The organism is Streptomyces sp. NPDC001100 (genome assembly GCF_053598575.1).
Window position 1 is genome coordinate 481,371 of the sequence record NZ_JBSFKO010000001.1, and the last position, 15,908, is coordinate 497,278.

Annotated in this window: 15 protein-coding genes; 8 read left to right on the top strand and 7 right to left on the bottom strand. The window is 72.7% G+C overall.

Features of this window, described 5'->3' with window-relative positions:
• Nucleotides 1-16: 16 nt before the first annotated feature.
• The 4 genes from ACWDEW_RS02145 to ACWDEW_RS02160 are packed head-to-tail and all read left to right on the top strand — an operon-like array spanning nt 17 to nt 3,507.
• Entirely contained in the window at nt 17-154 is a 138-nt protein-coding gene (locus tag ACWDEW_RS02145) for a hypothetical protein (RefSeq protein WP_381251438.1), read from the top strand.
• Nucleotides 151-1,296, top strand: a complete 1,146-nt coding sequence (locus ACWDEW_RS02150) for an NAD(P)/FAD-dependent oxidoreductase (protein ID WP_450508693.1) — start codon at nt 151-153, stop codon at nt 1,294-1,296. Before ACWDEW_RS02145 ends, ACWDEW_RS02150 begins: the two co-directional genes overlap by 4 nt.
• Nucleotides 1,293-2,360, top strand: a complete 1,068-nt coding sequence (locus tag ACWDEW_RS02155) for a saccharopine dehydrogenase (protein WP_450508695.1) — start codon at nt 1,293-1,295, stop codon at nt 2,358-2,360. The genes ACWDEW_RS02150 and ACWDEW_RS02155 overlap by 4 nt, the downstream gene beginning before the upstream one ends.
• On the top strand, nt 2,353-3,507 hold the full coding sequence (locus ACWDEW_RS02160) for a saccharopine dehydrogenase family protein (protein ID WP_450508697.1): 1,155 nt from the start codon (nt 2,353-2,355) through the stop codon (nt 3,505-3,507). The genes ACWDEW_RS02155 and ACWDEW_RS02160 overlap by 8 nt, the downstream gene beginning before the upstream one ends.
• A 15-nt stretch (nt 3,508-3,522) precedes the next feature.
• Here ACWDEW_RS02160 and ACWDEW_RS02165 read toward each other — a convergent pair whose 3' ends face one another.
• The 3 genes from ACWDEW_RS02165 to ACWDEW_RS02175 form a co-directional block, all read right to left on the bottom strand.
• Nucleotides 3,523-4,752 carry a serine hydrolase domain-containing protein gene (locus ACWDEW_RS02165; RefSeq protein ID WP_450508699.1) on the bottom strand — a complete coding sequence of 410 codons (1,230 nt, stop codon included), beginning with the start codon at nt 4,750-4,752 and terminating at the stop codon, nt 3,523-3,525.
• Nucleotides 4,753-4,817: 65 nt separating this feature from the next.
• On the bottom strand, nt 4,818-6,179 hold the full coding sequence (locus ACWDEW_RS02170; protein WP_450508701.1) for an MFS transporter: 1,362 nt from the start codon (nt 6,177-6,179) through the stop codon (nt 4,818-4,820).
• Nucleotides 6,176-6,760 carry a TetR/AcrR family transcriptional regulator gene (locus ACWDEW_RS02175; protein ID WP_450508703.1) on the bottom strand — a complete coding sequence of 195 codons (585 nt, stop codon included), beginning with the start codon at nt 6,758-6,760 and terminating at the stop codon, nt 6,176-6,178. Before ACWDEW_RS02175 ends, ACWDEW_RS02170 begins: the two co-directional genes overlap by 4 nt.
• 74 nt (nt 6,761-6,834) lie before the next feature.
• On the opposite strand from ACWDEW_RS02175, the gene ACWDEW_RS02180 reads away from it, so the two are divergent.
• Both ACWDEW_RS02180 and ACWDEW_RS02185 read left to right on the top strand, forming a co-directional pair.
• A complete protein-coding gene (locus tag ACWDEW_RS02180; protein WP_450508705.1) occupies nt 6,835-7,278 on the top strand; it encodes a PPOX class F420-dependent oxidoreductase in 444 nt (147 codons plus the stop codon).
• Entirely contained in the window at nt 7,275-7,862 is a 588-nt protein-coding gene (locus ACWDEW_RS02185; RefSeq protein ID WP_450508707.1) for a hypothetical protein, read from the top strand. Before ACWDEW_RS02180 ends, ACWDEW_RS02185 begins: the two co-directional genes overlap by 4 nt.
• A gap of 249 nt (nt 7,863-8,111) precedes the next feature.
• Here ACWDEW_RS02185 and ACWDEW_RS02190 read toward each other — a convergent pair whose 3' ends face one another.
• The gene (locus tag ACWDEW_RS02190) at nt 8,112-9,452 is read right to left on the bottom strand and encodes an MFS transporter (RefSeq protein ID WP_450508709.1); all 1,341 of its coding nucleotides are present in this window, start codon (nt 9,450-9,452) and stop codon (nt 8,112-8,114) included.
• A 211-nt stretch (nt 9,453-9,663) separates the two neighbouring features.
• Complete coding sequence (locus ACWDEW_RS02195; RefSeq protein ID WP_450508711.1) at nt 9,664-10,329, bottom strand: TetR family transcriptional regulator; 666 nt, start codon at nt 10,327-10,329, stop codon at nt 9,664-9,666.
• A gap of 157 nt (nt 10,330-10,486) precedes the next feature.
• On the opposite strand from ACWDEW_RS02195, the gene ACWDEW_RS02200 reads away from it, so the two are divergent.
• Both ACWDEW_RS02200 and ACWDEW_RS02205 read left to right on the top strand, forming a co-directional pair.
• Nucleotides 10,487-11,392, top strand: coding sequence for a shikimate dehydrogenase (locus ACWDEW_RS02200; protein ID WP_450508712.1), 906 nt, complete (start codon nt 10,487-10,489; stop codon nt 11,390-11,392).
• A gap of 515 nt (nt 11,393-11,907) precedes the next feature.
• Nucleotides 11,908-13,707, top strand: a complete 1,800-nt coding sequence (locus ACWDEW_RS02205) for a bifunctional sugar phosphate isomerase/epimerase/4-hydroxyphenylpyruvate dioxygenase family protein (protein WP_450508714.1) — start codon at nt 11,908-11,910, stop codon at nt 13,705-13,707.
• Here ACWDEW_RS02205 and ACWDEW_RS02210 read toward each other — a convergent pair.
• Together ACWDEW_RS02210 and ACWDEW_RS02215 are read right to left on the bottom strand one after the other, a co-directional pair.
• Nucleotides 13,694-15,157, bottom strand: a complete 1,464-nt coding sequence (locus ACWDEW_RS02210; RefSeq protein ID WP_450508716.1) for a membrane-associated oxidoreductase — start codon at nt 15,155-15,157, stop codon at nt 13,694-13,696. The genes ACWDEW_RS02205 and ACWDEW_RS02210 overlap by 14 nt on opposite strands.
• Nucleotides 15,158-15,258: 101 nt before the next feature.
• Complete coding sequence (locus ACWDEW_RS02215; RefSeq protein WP_450508718.1) at nt 15,259-15,846, bottom strand: histidine phosphatase family protein; 588 nt, start codon at nt 15,844-15,846, stop codon at nt 15,259-15,261.
• Nucleotides 15,847-15,908 lie beyond the last annotated feature (62 nt).

Genomic DNA, 15,908 nt, shown 5'->3' on the forward strand with positions numbered 1-15,908 from the left:
CGGACAGGAAGAGGGAATGACCGAAGACGTCCTCTTCCTCTCCGGCGACCGGGTCGCTGAACCGCACGTCCCCCACAACAGCGCCGGACCCGGCATCCAGGACCCTGCCGCGGCCCGGGCCGTCACCGGCGCGCCACCGAAGGAGCGCCCGTGAAGCGTCAGGCCGAGGTTGTCGTCATCGGTGGCGGGGTCATCGGTACCAGCATCGCCTACCACCTGGCCCGCGCCGGCGTCAGAGACGTCGTCCTGGTCGAACGGGACGAACTCGCCGCCGGGTCCACCTCCAAGGCGGCCGGCGGGGTACGGGCGCAGTTCTCCGACGGGCTCAACGTGCAGCTCGGCGCACGCAGCCTGGAGGCCTTCGACCGCTTCGAGGAGGACACCGGGTACGACATCGGGTTACATCGCGTCGGCTACCTGTTCCTGCTGTCCAGGCCCGAGGACGTCGCCTCCTTCGAGGCGGGCGTCCGGCTGCAGAACTCCCTCGGCGTACCCAGCCGCCTGATCGACCCCGCCGAGGCCCGCCGCCTCTCCCCGCTGATCGACACCGAGGGCCTGCTCGCCGCCGCCTACTCGCCCGACGACGGCCACTGCACCCCCGAGGCCGTCGTGCACGGCTACGCGTCCGCGGCCCGCGCCCACGGCGCGACGATCCTGCGCCACACCGACGTCACCGGCGTCGAGACGCAGGGCGAGTACATCACCGCCGTGCTCACGACCCTGGGCCGCATCGACACGGACACGGTGATCTGCGCGGCCGGCGCCTGGTCGAAGGCCGTCGGCGCGATGGTGGGCGTGGACCTGCCCGTGCAGCCGCTGCGCCGCCAGATCGCCGTCACCGAACCCGTCCCCGGACTGCCGCCCGCGCTCCCCATGACGATCGACTTCACGACGAGCCTCTACTTCCACACCGAGGGCCCCGGCCTCCTCGTCGGCATGTCCGACCCCGACGAGCGTCCCGGCTTCGCCACCGACACCCACGACCGCTGGATCCCGCGCCTGGCCGAGGCGATGCGGCGGCGCGCCCCCGGCCTCCTGGACCTGCGCCGCACCGGCGGCTGGGCCGGCCTCTACGAGAACACACCGGACCACAACGCCCTGATCGGCGAGGCCACTTCGGTCTCCCGCTTCCTCTACGCGACGGGGTTCTCCGGCCACGGATTCCTCCAGGGGCCGGCCGTCGGCGAGGTGATCCGCGACCTGTACCTCGGCCGCGTACCCTTCGTGGACGTCAGCCCCCTGAGCGCCGGCCGGTTCGCGGCCGACGCCCCGCGCCCGGAGGACAACCTGGTATGACCGAGCTGCATCTGTGGCTGCGCCACGAGACCCGCACGACCGAACGCCGCACCCCGGTCGTCCCCGCCGACGCCCGCCGGCTCGTCGAGAGCGGTGCGACCCTCACGGTCGAGGAGTCCCCGCAGCGGATCTTCCCCGTGGAGGAGTACGAGGCGGTCGGCGCGAAGCCCGCGCCCGCGGGCTCCTGGGTGTCGGCGCCGAAGGACGCGGTGATCCTCGGCCTGAAGGAACTCCCCGACGAACCCGGCCAATTGACGCACCGTCATATCCTCTTCGGGCACGCCTACAAGGGCCAGCCGGGCGCGACGGACCTGCTGCGCCGCTTCGGAGCGGGCGGCGGCGCGCTGCTCGACCTCGAATACCTGGTGGACGACACCGGCCGCCGCCTCGCCGCGTTCGGCTTCTGGGCCGGCTACCTGGGCGCGGCTCTGGCCGTCCTCCAGCACCGGGGCAGACTGGTCGCGCCCCTCGCCCCCACCTCGAAGGACGAACTGGACGAGACGCTCCGACCCGCCGCCGGGGACGCCGAGTTCACCGCGCTGGTGATCGGCGCGCTGGGCCGCAGCGGCCGGGGAGCACGGGCCGCGTTCGGCACGGCCGGGATCGGGCCGACGAGTTGGGACCTGCCGGAGACCCGGAACCTGGACCGCCCGGCCCTGTTGGCCCACGACGTCCTGGTCAACTGCGTCCTGGCGACCACCCCCGTCCCGCCCTTCCTCCGCGAGCAGGACCTAGACGACCCCTCGCGCCTCCTGCGCACGGTCTCCGACGTCACCTGCGACGTCGGCTCCCCCCTCAACGTCCTGCCGGTCTACGACCGCACGACCGAATGGGACGCCCCGGTACGGCAGTTGCACGCGAAGCCCCCGCTCGACCTCATCGCCATCGACAACCTGCCGTCCCTCCTGCCCAAGGAGTCCAGCACCGACTTCTCGGCCGCCCTGCTGCCCCAGCTCCTGGACTTCGGGACCGGCGGGGCGTGGGGGCGCTGCCTGGACCTGTTCCGCACGAAGGCCCGGGAACTCGGAATCGCCGTGGCGGAAGGGGAGCCGGGCCATGTCTGACGTGGTGCGTGCGAGCGGCACCGTGCACTGGATCGGCGCCGGACTGTCCACGGGCAGCGGGCTCGCCCTGCTGTGCGACGCGGCCGACCGCGTAAGGCTGTGGCACCGCACCGAGGACCGGGCGGCCCAGGCCCTCGACCGGTTGGGGCTGACGGGACGCGCGCAGCCGCGCGCGTTCGACCTCGCCGCGCTCACCGCCGAACTGGCCCCCGGAGACGTCGTCGTCTCCATGCTGCCCGCCCCCGAACACGCCCCGCTGCTCGCCGCCTGCGTCCGGCGGCGGGCCCACTTCGCCTGCTCCAGCTATGTGTCGGACGCCGTCCTCGAACAGGTACCGGCGGCCGGGAGGGCGGGCGTCGTCGTCCTCACCGAGGCGGGCCTGGACCCCGGCCTCGACCATCTCTTCGCGCACAGCCTGGTCGCCCGGGCACAGGAGGCGATCGGCGCGGACACGGCGGCCTCCTACAGCCTCACCTCGTACTGCGGCGGGGTCCCGGCCGTGCCCAACGACTTCCGGTACCGCTTCAGTTGGGCGCCCGCCGGAGTCCTGGGCGCGCTGCGGTCACCGGCACGCCGTCTGGAGGACGGGACGGAGACCGTGGCCGAGCGGCCCTGGGAGGCGACCCGGCCGCACGTCGTCGACGGCGAGACCTTCGAGGTCTATCCCAACCGGGACAGCGTGCCCTTCATCGAGCAGTACGGGCTGCCCGCGGCCTGGCGGCCGCGCACCTTCGTGCGGGGCACGCTGCGGCTGGAGGGCTGGCTGCGGGCCTGGGAGCCGGTGTTCGAGGAGCTGAAGGGCGGTGACGACACCCGGATCGCCGCGCTGGCAGGGGAGTTGGCGGCCACCTACCCCACCACGGAGACCGACCGCGACCGGGTCGTCCTCTCCGTGTCCCTGGACGTCCGCGGCGACACGGGCCGTACCTGGTCCGGGAGTTACCTCCTCGACCTGGTGGGCGACGAGGAGGAGAGCGCGATGGCCCGCTGTGTCTCGCGCCCCCTGTCCCTCGCCGTCCGGCACATCCTCACCGACGACCTGCCGTCCGGCCTGAACCGGGCGGCCGAGACGGCGCAGCGGTCACGTGAGTGGCTGAGCGAACTGGCGGGGGAGGGGCTGGAGTTCACCCTGCGGGTGGACCGCTGAGCCGGCGGTCGCGGCTCAGCCCGTGACCGCCTCGTGCACCAGGTGCTTCAGCTCGGGCATGATCTTCAGTGAGGACTTGGGCCGCAGCTGGGTCATGAACTGCACGGTCAGGTCCCGGCTCGGGTCCACCCAGAACGTCGTCGTCGCGACCCCGCTCCACCCGAACGTGCCCAGTCCCGCCGGGGCCTGGGTGCGCTCGGGGTCGACGACCACGGAGACACTGAGGCCGAAGCCGATGCCGTCGTTGCCTGGCTCCTGGTGGGAGGGGCTGCCGAAGGCGCGCATGTCGGCGCCGCCCGGCAGGTGGTTGCTGGCCATCAGGTCGACGGTCTCGGGGGCCAGCAGCCGGACGCCGTCGAGTTCGCCCCGGCGGCGCAGGAACTCCGCGAACCGGTGCACGTCGTACGGGCTCGCCGCCAGACCGCCGCTGCCCGACAGGAACCGCGGCCGGCCGCCCCGCAGCGGCAGTCCGAGGATCGGCTCGATCCCGCCGCCCTCGGCGTCGCCGTACAGCTCGGCCAGCCGGTCGGCCTTCTCGTCCGGGACCTGGAAGCCGGCGTCCGGCATGCCGAGCGGGCGGAAGATCCGCTCGGCGAAGAACTCGTCGAGCCGCTGACCGGACACCACCTCCACGATCCGGCCCAGCACGTTCGAGGAGACGGAGTAGTTCCACTGCGTTCCCGGCTCGAACTGGAGCGGCAGGCTCGCGTACACGTCCATCGTCTCGGCCAGGTTGGCGCCGGCCGGCACGGACGACTCCAGGCCCGCCTCCCGGTAGAGGGCGTCGACCGGGTGCGAGTGGTAGAAGGCGAAGGTCAGGCCCGAGGTGTGGGTCATCAGGTGCCGGACCAGCATGGGCTGTTCCACCGGCCGGGTCTTCAGGTCGGCGCCGGAGCCGCTGTCGTAGACCCGCATGTCCGCGAAGGCCGGGAGGTGGTCGGCGACCGGGTCGTCCAGGGAGAGCTTGCCCTCCTCCATCAGGAGCAGCGCGGCGACCGCGGTGACCGGTTTGGTCATGGAGTAGATCCGGTACAGCGTGTCCGGTGTGACGGGCTGCCCGGCCGCCACGTCGCGGTGCCCGTGGGCGGTGAGGTGGGCGACACGGCCGCCGCGGGCCACGGACACCAGGAAGCCCGGCAGGCGCTCCACGTCGACGTAGTGGGCGAAGTGCTGGTCCAGGCGGTCCAGTGCCTTGTGATCCAGTCCGACCTCGTCCGGGTCGACTTCTTGTCGCAGTTGTGCCATGGCTCTCCTCCGAATTGCGTTCACGAGGTGGGGTCCCGCATACCCGGCCCCGGACACCTCGGAACTCATCGTCGCGCAGGAACACCTGCGCGGTCTCCTGTAACGCCGTGATGTGTGAGCGACGCGACTGTCCGGCCGGGCAGTACGGGACACGCGAGAGCACCGGTCAGGGCCACTGCGGCGAGGACGGAGAGGGCCGCGGCGGAGCCGCTCGCGGTCATCAGCGCGCTTCCCGCGGCGACACCCAGCGTCGGACCCACGTTCACCGCGGTCTGCTTGAGCCCGCCCGCCACCCCGGCGGACTCCACCGCCGCCGCCCGCACCACCACCTGCGTCGCCGCCACCGTCACCGTCCCGAACCCGGCCCCCAGCAGGGCGAATCCCCCGCACACCGCGACCGTGCCCGAGGCCCGCGACAGCACGAGCACGGCCAGCGCCACGACCACCGTCGACGCTCCCGCCGTACGACGGGCTCCGACCCGGCGCAGCACCACGGGGCACACCGGTGCCGCCAGGACCATCGCCGCCGCCAACGGCAGCCCCCGCAGGGCGCTTTGGAAGGGGCTGAGACCCATCGAGTCCTGGAGGACATAGGTGACGACGAACAGCGTTCCGGAGAGCGCGGCCGAAGCCGCGAGCAGCAGGCAGAGCGCGCCACGGATCGCCGCCGACCGGGCGACGTCCGGCGGCAGCAGCGGATGCTCCGTACGACGCTCATGGCGTACGAAGGCGAGGCCGGCGAGCACGGACACCACCAGCCCCGCGGCCGAACCGCGCGGATCAGCCAGCGCCTTGACGAGCGCGGCGAGGGACAGCGCGAGCAGCAGGGCGCCCGGCAGATCGAACCGTACGTCGTCCTTCGACTCCCGCCGCTCCGGCCCCCGCGCGGCGAGGGCGAGCACGCCGAACACCAGCGAGGGCACGACATGGAGGAAGAACACCGCCCGCCAGCCGACCGCGCTCACCAACGCCCCGCCCACCAGCGGTCCGGCCGCGGCGGCCACCCCGATCACACTCGTCCGTACGGCGATCGGCATCCCGAGCCGGTCGGACGGGAACGCGGCCCGCAGCATGCCGAGCGTGGCCGGCTGGAGCAGCGCCCCGAACACCCCCTGCACGACCCGGAGTCCGATCACCCAGCCGACCCCGGGCGCCAGCCCGACCCCGGCCGAGGCGACCCCGAACCCGAGCATGCCGAGCGCGAACACCCGCTGATGCCCGTACCGGTCCCCGATCCGTCCGGCCGACACCAAGAGGCTCGCCACGGCCACCAGATAGGCGGTGCTCGTCCACTGGACCTGCGCCGGCGAGGCCCCCAACTCCCTCTGCAGCGTGGGCTGTACGACGGTGAGCACGGATCCGTCCAGGGCGACGATCGCGGCCCCCGCCACACTGCTCGCCAGGACGAGCCGCCGGCGCGCCGTCACCGGGCTGCCTCCGGACCGAGGTGCGCGTCGAGGGCCGACCGCAGCAGGGGTGCGAAGTCGTCGGCGCCGGTGGCGAGTTGGAGGCTGCCCCAGCGCCAGAGCTGGGCGATGCCGTGCAGGTTCGCCCACAACGCGCCCGCGACCGGGCGGGCGTCCACGTCGGGACGGGCCCGCCCGACCAGGTCCACCAGCACACCGAACAAAGGCAGGCTGGTCTCCCGCAGCTCCAAGTGCCCGCTCTCCAACAGATCGTGACGGAACATCAACTCGTACATGCCGGGGTTGTCGAGTGCGAACCCCAGGTAGGCGCGGCTCAGCGCCGTCACCTGCGCGCGCGGGCTCCCCGTACCGTCCCCGATCGCCGCGCGCGCCCGCTCGCCCAGGTCGGCGAAGCCGCGCCGCGCGATGGCGGACAGCAGCTCCAGATGGGTGGGGAAGTACCGGCGCGGCGCCCCGTGCGAGACACCGGCCCGCCGGGCGATCTCCCGCAGGGTCAGCGCCTGCGCCCCCTCGCGCGCCACCAGCTCCACACCGACGTCGACGAGCCGGTCCCGCAGTCCCGCCGCGTCCGCATCACTCATAGACACTGTCTACCAGTCGGTCGTAGACAGTGTCTACCGGGAATGGTGGGTGCGCGGTACTCGTTGTCGCCGATATGACACAGGACGACGCCCCACTCCTCCAGCTGCTGTCCGAGGGCCATGGCGGGGTGCTGGTCACCCTCAAGGGCGACGGCCGGCCCCAGCTCTCGAACGTCAGCCACGCCTACTACCCCGACGAGCGCACCATCCGCGTCTCGATCACCGACGACCGCGCCAAGACCCGCAACCTGCGCCGCGACCCCCGCGCCTCCTATCACGTGACCAGCGCCGACCGGTGGGCGTACACGGTCGCCGAGGGCACGGCCGACCTCACCCCGGTGGCGACGGACCCGCACGACGAGACCGTCGAGGAGCTGATCCGGCTCTACCGTGACGTCCTCGGCGAACATCCCGACTGGGACGAGTACCGGGCGGCCATGGTGCGGGACCGGCGGCTCGTGCTGCGGCTGCGTGTGGAGCGGGTGTACGGGATCCCGAAGGGCGCCAACCAGGGGTGACCGACCGTCACCTCCCGTCCCCGGTGCCGCAGTTGATCCGCGGCACGGCGGCGGGCGGACGACGGGCGGTGACCGTGGGAACGCGCGCGTCCAGCTCGCCCTCGGGAGGGCACGAGGTGATCGATCCGGTGTCCGTGGGCGCCGTCGCCGCCGTGGTCGGGGCCGTCGGCTCCGGCACGGCGAGCGAGGCCGACGGACCGGCCCGGGAATCGGCGGCCGGACCGGTCCACCGCCCCGCCGGGCGCGAGGTGCCCGCACCGGCGCCCGCCCCCGGCGAACTCGACGCCGTCGCCCGCATGATCCAGGAGCGCGTCCACTCCGACCCCGAACTCGCCCTGATCCGGACCCTGTTCGCACGCGGCGTGCGCACCCCCGGCCGGTTCACGGGGTCGGGACGGCACTGCCTCCCGCCGGCGCCCCGTTCCTTCACGGACCGTCAGGAGGCCCTGAAACTCCTGGACAAGGAGGCCACGCGCCCTTCCGGCGGACGCCCGAGGCCGGTGTTCCTGCGCGGACCCGCAGCACCTTGCGGTGATCGGGCGACGACAGCCGGCCCCGGGCCCGCGTGTACCGGCCGCCCCTGAAATCGGCCGGTACACGCGGAGACCCCTCCGGGCGGCGCAGGGCCGCAATGCCTTGTCGGCGCCCCGCGCGCGCAGGTTCACGGAGGCCGGTGCCGTCACCGTCGCCGGCCTCTTCACCGTCCTACCCCGGTTGGCGTCGTGCCACGTGCCCACCGGGGGAGCAATGCCATTGCCGTACGGCGGCGCTGTTCTTTTCTGCTCGTTCGGGCCGATGTTCTTGCGTGAAACGTCACCTGTCAACGGCGGCGGTCAGGCGGAGACCGTCTCCGGCCGGGACGCCTCCCGGAGTGGGCGCGTACCGAGCAGCTCCGTCGGGACCCGGTGGGTCTCGCGGGCGGACAGGGCGGCGACGGCCGGCGGGACGCACAGTGCCGCGGTGAACAGGGCCACCGAGGACCAGTCCGTGCCGTCGGGACCCGCGATCCGCGCGGCGAAGGTGACCGCGAACCCGGCCACGGCGAAGCCGATCTGGGTGCCGACGGCCATCCCGGACAGCCGCACCCGGGTCGCGAACATCTCGCCGTAGAAGGAGGGCCACACGCCGTTCGCGGCGCTGTAGACGACACCGAAGGCGACGATGCCGAGGGCAAGAGTGAGCGGGTAGGAGCCGGTCGAGATCGCCCAGAGGTAGAGGAACATGGTGAGCGCGCTGCCGATCGCGCCGATCAGGTACACGGGGCGGCGGCCGATGCGGTCGGACAGGGTGGCCCACAGGGGGATGGCGCCGAGGGCGACGAGGTTGGCGAGCGCGCCCACCCACAGCATCGACGTGCGCGACATGCCGACCGAGTCGCTGGTCGCGTAGGCCAGCGCCCACACCGTGAAGATCGTCGAGACGGAGGCGACGAGGGCGCCCGCGATCACCCGCAGGACGTCCGCCCAGTGCTCGCGCAGCAGCACCACGAGCGGGAGTTTCACGACACCCTCGGTCGCCGCCTGCTCGGCGAACACCGGGGTCTCCTGGAGCCTGCGGCGGATGAACCAGCCGGCCACCGCGACCAGCACGCTCGCCCAGAACGGGACGCGCCAGCCCCAGGACAGCAGCTGGCTGTCGGGGAGTTGGGCGACGCCGAGGAACACGAGGGTGGCGATGAGCTGGCCGCCCTGCGTACCACTGAGGGTGAAGCTGGTGAAGAAGCCGCGCCGGTCCGGCGGCGCGTGCTCCAGCGTCATGGAGCTGGCGCTGGCCTGTTCGCCCGCCGCGGAGATCCCCTGGAGGACCCGGCACAGCACGAGCAGGACCGGGGCGAGGGAGCCGGCCTGGGCGCGGGTGGGCAGACAGCCGATGAGGAACGTCGACAGGCCCATCAGCAGCAGCGTGAAGATCATGACCTGCTTGCGGCCGACCCGGTCGCCGAAGTGCCCGAGGAACAGCGCGCCGACCGGGCGGGCCGCGTAGGCGACACCGAAGGTGGCGAGGGAGAGCAGGGTCGCGGTCGCCGGGTCCGAGTCGTCGAAGAAGACCTTGGGGAAGATCAGCGCGGCGGCGCTGCCGTAGATGAAGAAGTCGTAGTACTCCAGGGCGCTGCCGATCCAGGCGGCGGCTGCCGCCTTCTTCGGCTGCCCGACGGCTTTGGCGGGGACGGACACGGCTTGCTCCTTCGCGGAGACTCCGCCGACGGCGGAGTGAGCGGAGACGGGGAGATGTGTGCGGAGACGGGGAGGTGCGTGTGGGGGAGGGAGACGGGAGCGGGGTGGCGGCGCCGGGTCGCGGCTAATTAACCCACTGGGTAGTTAGTCTCGATGGGTAGGGATGTTGCGCCCACGTTTCCCGGGTGTCAAGGGGTGCCGTCGGACCGCCTCAGTCCGTCGCGCGATCCGCCGTCAGATAGGCGATCACCATGTCGCCCAGCATGGTCCGGTAGTGCTCGCGCCGGTCCGGGGCGGTCAGGTCGCGGCCGAACAGGGCGCCGAAGGTGGCCCGGTTGGCGACCCGGAAGAAGCAGAAGGAACTGATCATCGCGTGCAGGTCGACGGCGTCCACGTCGGCCGTGAACAGGCCGGACTCCTGCCCCGACGCGAGGATGCGGCGGATCACGTCGACGGCGGGCGAGCCGATCTTGCCGAGCTTCTCGGAGGCGGCGATGTGCTCGGCCCCGTGGATGTTCTCGATGCTCACCAGGCGGATGAAGTCCGGGTGCTGCTCGTGGTGGTCCAAGGTCAGCTCCGCGAGCCGCCGGATGGCCGCGACCGGGTCCAGGTGCTCGACGTCCAGGCCCTGCTCGGCCTCGCGGATCACGCCGTAGGCCCGCTCCAGGACGGCCGTGAAGAGCTGCTCCTTGCCGCCGAAGTAGTAGTAGATCATCCGCTTGGTGGTGCGGGTGCGGGCGGCGATCTCGTCGACGCGGGCGCCGTCGTAGCCGGCCCGGGCGAATTCCTTGGTCGCCACGTCGAGGATCTCGGCCCTGGTGCGGACGGCGTCGCGGATCCGCCCGTTGGGTCGTGCCGGTTCTTCGACGCTGGTCATCGGGTTCCTTCGGGCGGGGGGCCAGTGCCGGTGATTGTAGAAGCCGGGCCCGGGCGGCGGGGCGTCGAGTTCCCGTCCGGGGCTTCCCGGGGGTCCGTGATGCCGATATAGCTAACGTACTGGTTCGTACATTGGCGAGTCGCTCAGGAGGGCCGACGTGGCCGACGTCTTCAAGGAATCGACGGTCCTCAAGGACTCGTATCTCGTCGGACTGATCGGTTCCGGCATCGGGCCCTCTCTCAGCCCGGCCCTGCACGAACGCGAGGCCGACCGGCAGGGCCTGCGCTATGTGTACCGGCTCATCGACATCGACCTGCTCGGCGTCGGCCCGGAGGCGGTGGGCGATCTGCTTCGCGCCGCCCGGGACCTGGGCTTCGACGGGCTCAACATCACCCACCCGTGCAAGCAACTCGTCATCGGGCACCTGGACGGGCTCGCCCCGCAGGCCGAGGCGCTGGGCGCGGTCAACACCGTGGTCTTCGGTGCGGACGGCCGTGCGATCGGCCACAACACGGACGTCACCGGGTTCGCGGCCTCCTTCGCGCGCGGACTGCCCGACGCGCCCATGGAACGCGTCGTCCAGCTGGGCGCGGGCGGCGCGGGCGCGGCCGTCGCGCACGCCACGCTCACCCTGGGCGCGGAACGCGTCACCGTCGTCGACGCGCTGCCCGACCGGGCCGCCGCGCTCGCCGAGTCCCTGAACCGTCACTTCGGCGCCGGTCGCGCGGTGGGCGCCGCCGCCGACCTGTTGCCCGGGCTGCTCGCCGCCGCCGACGGCGTCGTCCACGCCACCCCCACCGGCATGGCCGCCCATCCCGGACTGCCCTTCCCCGCAAGCCTGTTGCACCCCGGACTCTGGGTCGCCGAGGTCGTCTACCGCCCACTGGAGACCCAACTCCTGCGCGCCGCCCGCGCGTTGGGCTGCGCCACTCTCGACGGGGGCGGCATGGCGGTCTTCCAGGCGGCCGACGCCTTCCGCCTGTTCACCGGGCGCGAGCCCGACAGCACGCGGATGCTCGCCGACATCGCGGACCTGGCCGGTGCGGTGGCCGCGCCCAAGTAGCCGTGGGCGCGCGGAAGTGGAGAGGGGCGCGCGGAAGTGGGGAGTTCGCGCCGCAGTGGAGACGGACGCGCCGAGGTTGTTGTGCCCGCGCCGCTAGGTACGGGCCTGCGTCGGAGCGGTTGTGCCCGCGCCGTGGGAGACGGGCCCGCGCCGAACCGGCCGTGCCCGCGTGCAAGAGGCGAACCTGCGCCGGGGCGATCGTGCCCGCGCCGAAACAGCAGTCCCTGTCAGAACCGGCCGTGCCCTCTCCGAATTGGCTGCGCCCGTGCCGAACCACCCGTTTCCGCACCGCAAGAGACGGGCCCGCGCCGAGGCGATCCTGCTCGCGAAGCAGCCTTCCCGGCTCAAACCGGCCGCGCCTGTCCGTCCGTATCTGCCTGAACCCACCTTGCCCGTGCCGAACTGCCCGTGCCCGCGGCAACCAGGTGCCACGCCCGCCCCGAACCGCCCATGCCCGAAACGATTGCGCCCGTCCCGAACCCACCGTGCCCACAGCGGAATTGAGAGGTACCCCGATGCGTACGTCCATCGCCACCGTCTCCCTCGGTGGCTCCCTCACCGAGAAACTCACGGCCGCCGCCCGGGCCGGCTTCGATGGCGTCGAGATCTTCGAGAACGACCTCCTCGCCAGCCCTCTCACCCCCGAGGAGATCCGCGCCCGCTGCGCCGACCTCGGCCTGAGCATCGACCTCTACCAGCCGATGCGGGACATCGAGGCGGTCCCCGAGGCCGAGTTCGCCCGCAATCTGCGCCGCGCCCGGCACAAGTTCGAGCTGATGCGCAGGCTCGGCACCGACACCGTCCTCGTCTGCTCCAGCGTCTCGCCGCTGGCCGAGGACGACGACGCCCTCGCCGCCGCGCAGCTCAGCCAACTTGCCGACCTCGCCCAGGAGTTCGGCGTCCGCGTCGCCTACGAGGCGCTTGCCTGGGGGCGGCACGTCAGCACGTACGACCACGCCTGGCGCATCGTCGAGACGGCCGACCACCCCGCGCTCGGCACCTGCCTGGACAGCTTCCACATCCTCTCCCGGGGCTCCGACCCCAAGGGCATCGCGGACATCCCCGGCGAGAAGATCTTCTTCCTCCAGCTCGCCGACGCCCCGCTGCTCGCGATGGACGTCCTCCAGTGGAGCCGCCACTACCGCTGCTTCCCCGGCCAGGGCGGCTTCGACATCGCGGGACTCCTGCGGCACGTCCTGAGCGCGGGCTACGACGGCCCGCTGTCGCTGGAGGTCTTCAACGACGTGTTCCGGCAGGCGGACGCGGGCCCGACGGCGATCGACGCCCACCGCTCGCTGCTGGTCCTCCAGGAGACGGTCGGTCTCGCGCGGCTCCCCGCCCCCGTCGTCCCCACGGGCATCGCCTTCGCCGAACTCGTCACACCCGACGCGGAACCCGTCTCGGCGCTCCTCGGCGCCCTGGGCTTCGCCCGCAGGGCCCGCCACCGCGGCAAACCCGTCGACCTGTGGCAGCAGGGCGAGGCCCGCATCCTGGTCAACACCGGCCCCGCCGTACGCCGCGACGGCACCGCGCTCGCGGCGATCGGCCTGGAGTCGCCCGACCCGGAGGGCGCCGCCCGCCGCGCCGAGGCCCTCCTCGCCCCCGTCCTGCCGCGCCGCCGCACACCCGAGGACGCCCGACTCGACGCCGTCGCCGCACCCGACGGCACGGAACTCTTCTTCTGCGCCCCGACCACCCCCGAACACCCGGGCTGGCGAGCCGACTTCACCGACACCCCCGGTCAACTCCCGCCGGGGAACGGCGTCCTGCGCATCGACCACCTCGCCCTCACCCAGCCCTGGCACCAGTTCGACGAGGCGGCCCTCTTCCACCGCAGCGTCCTCGGACTGCACGCCCAGGAGAGCGTCGACGTGGCCGACCCCTACGGCCTGCTGCGCAGCCGCGCCGTCACCACCCCCGACGGCGGCGTCCGCATCGCCCTGAGCGTCGGCCCGGCCCCCACCGAGGACGGCGCCCACGCCCAGCACCTCGCCCTCGCCGTCGAGGACGTGGTCGCCGCGGCCCGCCGCTTCCGCGAGGCGGGCGGCCGGCTGCTGCCGATTCCCGCGAACCACTACGACGACCTCGCGGCCCGATTCGACTTCGCCGAGGGCGAGTTGGAGACGTACCGCGAACTCGGCATCCTCTACGACCGGGACGCGGGCGGCGAGTTCCGCCACTGCTACACCCGCACCGTCGGCCGGGTCTTCCTCGAACTGGTCCAGCGCGACGGCGACTACCGGGGTTACGGAGCCCCGAACGCGCCGGTGCGGCTGGCCGCCCAGCACACCGCGAGGCGGCTCACTGGCGGCTGACGGTCCTGGTGACACCGGTGACGACCGTCGTGGCCAGGATCCAGCCGGTGATGATCAGGGCGTAGCCCAGGTACTGGTACCAGCCGGTCGGCGCGAACGCCTCCTCCTGGCCGAAGGAGATCACCGGCAGCAGCAGGTCGAGGGTGTAGAACACCGCGTTGAAGTGCGGGGCCTCGGACGGCTTGAGGGCGTCCGGGGGATGGAGGCCGTAGGCGATGGAGCCGATGGCCAGCAGCGACAGCAGCCAGGCGCAGGCGCGCAGCGGGCGGAAGCCGTAGCCGACGGTGGCGTCCTGGACGTAGCCCCAGATCCGGCTGTACCACTGGAGGGTGCCGCGCAGGCGGCGCTGCTTGGCGAGCTGGACGCGGCGGGCGGCGTAGTCGTCGCCGGTGCGGCGGTAGGAGAGGGCCAACTGCTCGTAGGCGTGCGGGACATAGCCGTCGCCGTCCTGCTCCAGCATGGCGAGGCGCCGCTCGGCGGGCTCGTGGGGGATGAGCGAGGTGTAGACGAGACTGTTCAGGTGGACCCGGCCCGGCACCACCTGCGGCTCCAGCAGCAGGACGTCGATCTGGGCACTGCTCAGCACGACACCGCCCTCGATGGGCGGGCTCTCCCGCAGCCAGAGTTCCCCGATGGTGGCGCTGCTCGCCAGCAGCGCGGAGCTGCCGGGGTTCGACAGGGTGCTGTACGACAGGTCGAGGCGGCCCGCGATCCGGGCGCCGCGCAGTCCGACCCAGCCCTCCACCCGGGCGTGCCGGAACAGGATGTTGCCCGCGACGACGAGCACCTCGGCGTCGATGGCGGAGTTTCCGGGGTGGGAGAGGCGCGCGGTGTTGAAGCGGACCGATCCGGCGACACTCGCGCCGCTGAGCCGGATCTGCCCCTGGGTGCGCAGTCCGGCCGCCCGGAGATCGTCGCCGACGGAGGCCTGGTTGAGCTGGAGGACCGGTTCCTCGGCGTCCGGGGCGATGATCTCCGCGCTCTCCATGAACAGGCTCCCGGCGACCTTGACCTCCGCCAGCCGCACCACACCGCGGAACCGGGCCCGGGTCAGCCGCAGCACGCCGTCCACCCGCATGGCGTGCGCGGTCAGCCCGGGCAGGAAGGAGTCGCCGAGGTTGAGTTCGCGCAGCCGGGCCGCGTAGCAGCGGGGCACCTCGTCGAAGTGGCAGTAGCGCAGCCGCACGGGGTGGTCGATCGTCGCGTACTGCAGGTCGAGCCGGCCGGTGATCCGGGCGCCCGCCAGGCTGAGGGACGCTATCTCCCCCGCTTCCTGCGGCCCGTTGAGCAGCAGCGCCCGCAACACCGCGGCGCGCACGGTCCGTTCGGGTCCCCAGTCGCCGCCGAGGGCGATGTCCTCGTCCTCCGCGGTACGGAAGTCCACGGACTCGCCCAACGGGAAGGCCCGCCATACCTGTTCCTCGGCCGCTGTCAGATCGTTGATCTCCATCAAGGGGGACTCTAGCCCGGCGGAAGTCGCGGGCACAGAGGACGACCGCGGCCCGGACCGCGCGCCAACGCGCGGTCCGGGCCGGGGAGTTGTGCCGTTAGTTACGGCCGGGCGTTCCACTCGGCGACGACGGGGCGGTCGTGCTCGGTGGAGAGGCGGCTGACGGTGCCGGTCGCCAGCTGGAACAGCCGTCCGTCCGCCGCCGGCAGGCCCAGCCGACGCGCCGTGAGGACGCGCAGGAAGTGGGCGTGCGCCACCAGGACCACGTCACCGTCGGCGAGCGCGGAGTCCACCCGCTTCAGCACCCGGTCGGCGCGTGCGCCGATCTCGTCCGGGGACTCGCCCGGGTGTCCGGCCGGGCCCGGCGGAACCCCGTCGGTCCACAGGTACCAGTCGGGGCGGACGCGGTGGATGTCGACGGTCGTGACGCCCTCGTAGGCACCGTAGTCCCACTCGTGCAGGTCGGGGTCGGGTACGGCCCCGGTGATGCCCGCGAGTTCGGCGGTGCGTATCGCGCGGTCCAGTGGGCTGGTCAGGGCGAGTGCGAAGGACCGGCCGGCCAGGAGCGGGGCGAGGGACTTGGCCTCTTCCTCGCCGTGCCGGGTGAGGGGCAGGTCGGTCCAGCTGGTGTGCCGGCCCGACACGCTCCACTCCGTCTCGCCGTGGCGGACCAGCAGAAGATCCCCCACGGCGCGCCTACTTGGTCTCGACGGCGTGGCCGCCGAACTGGTTGCGCAGGGCCGCGACCATC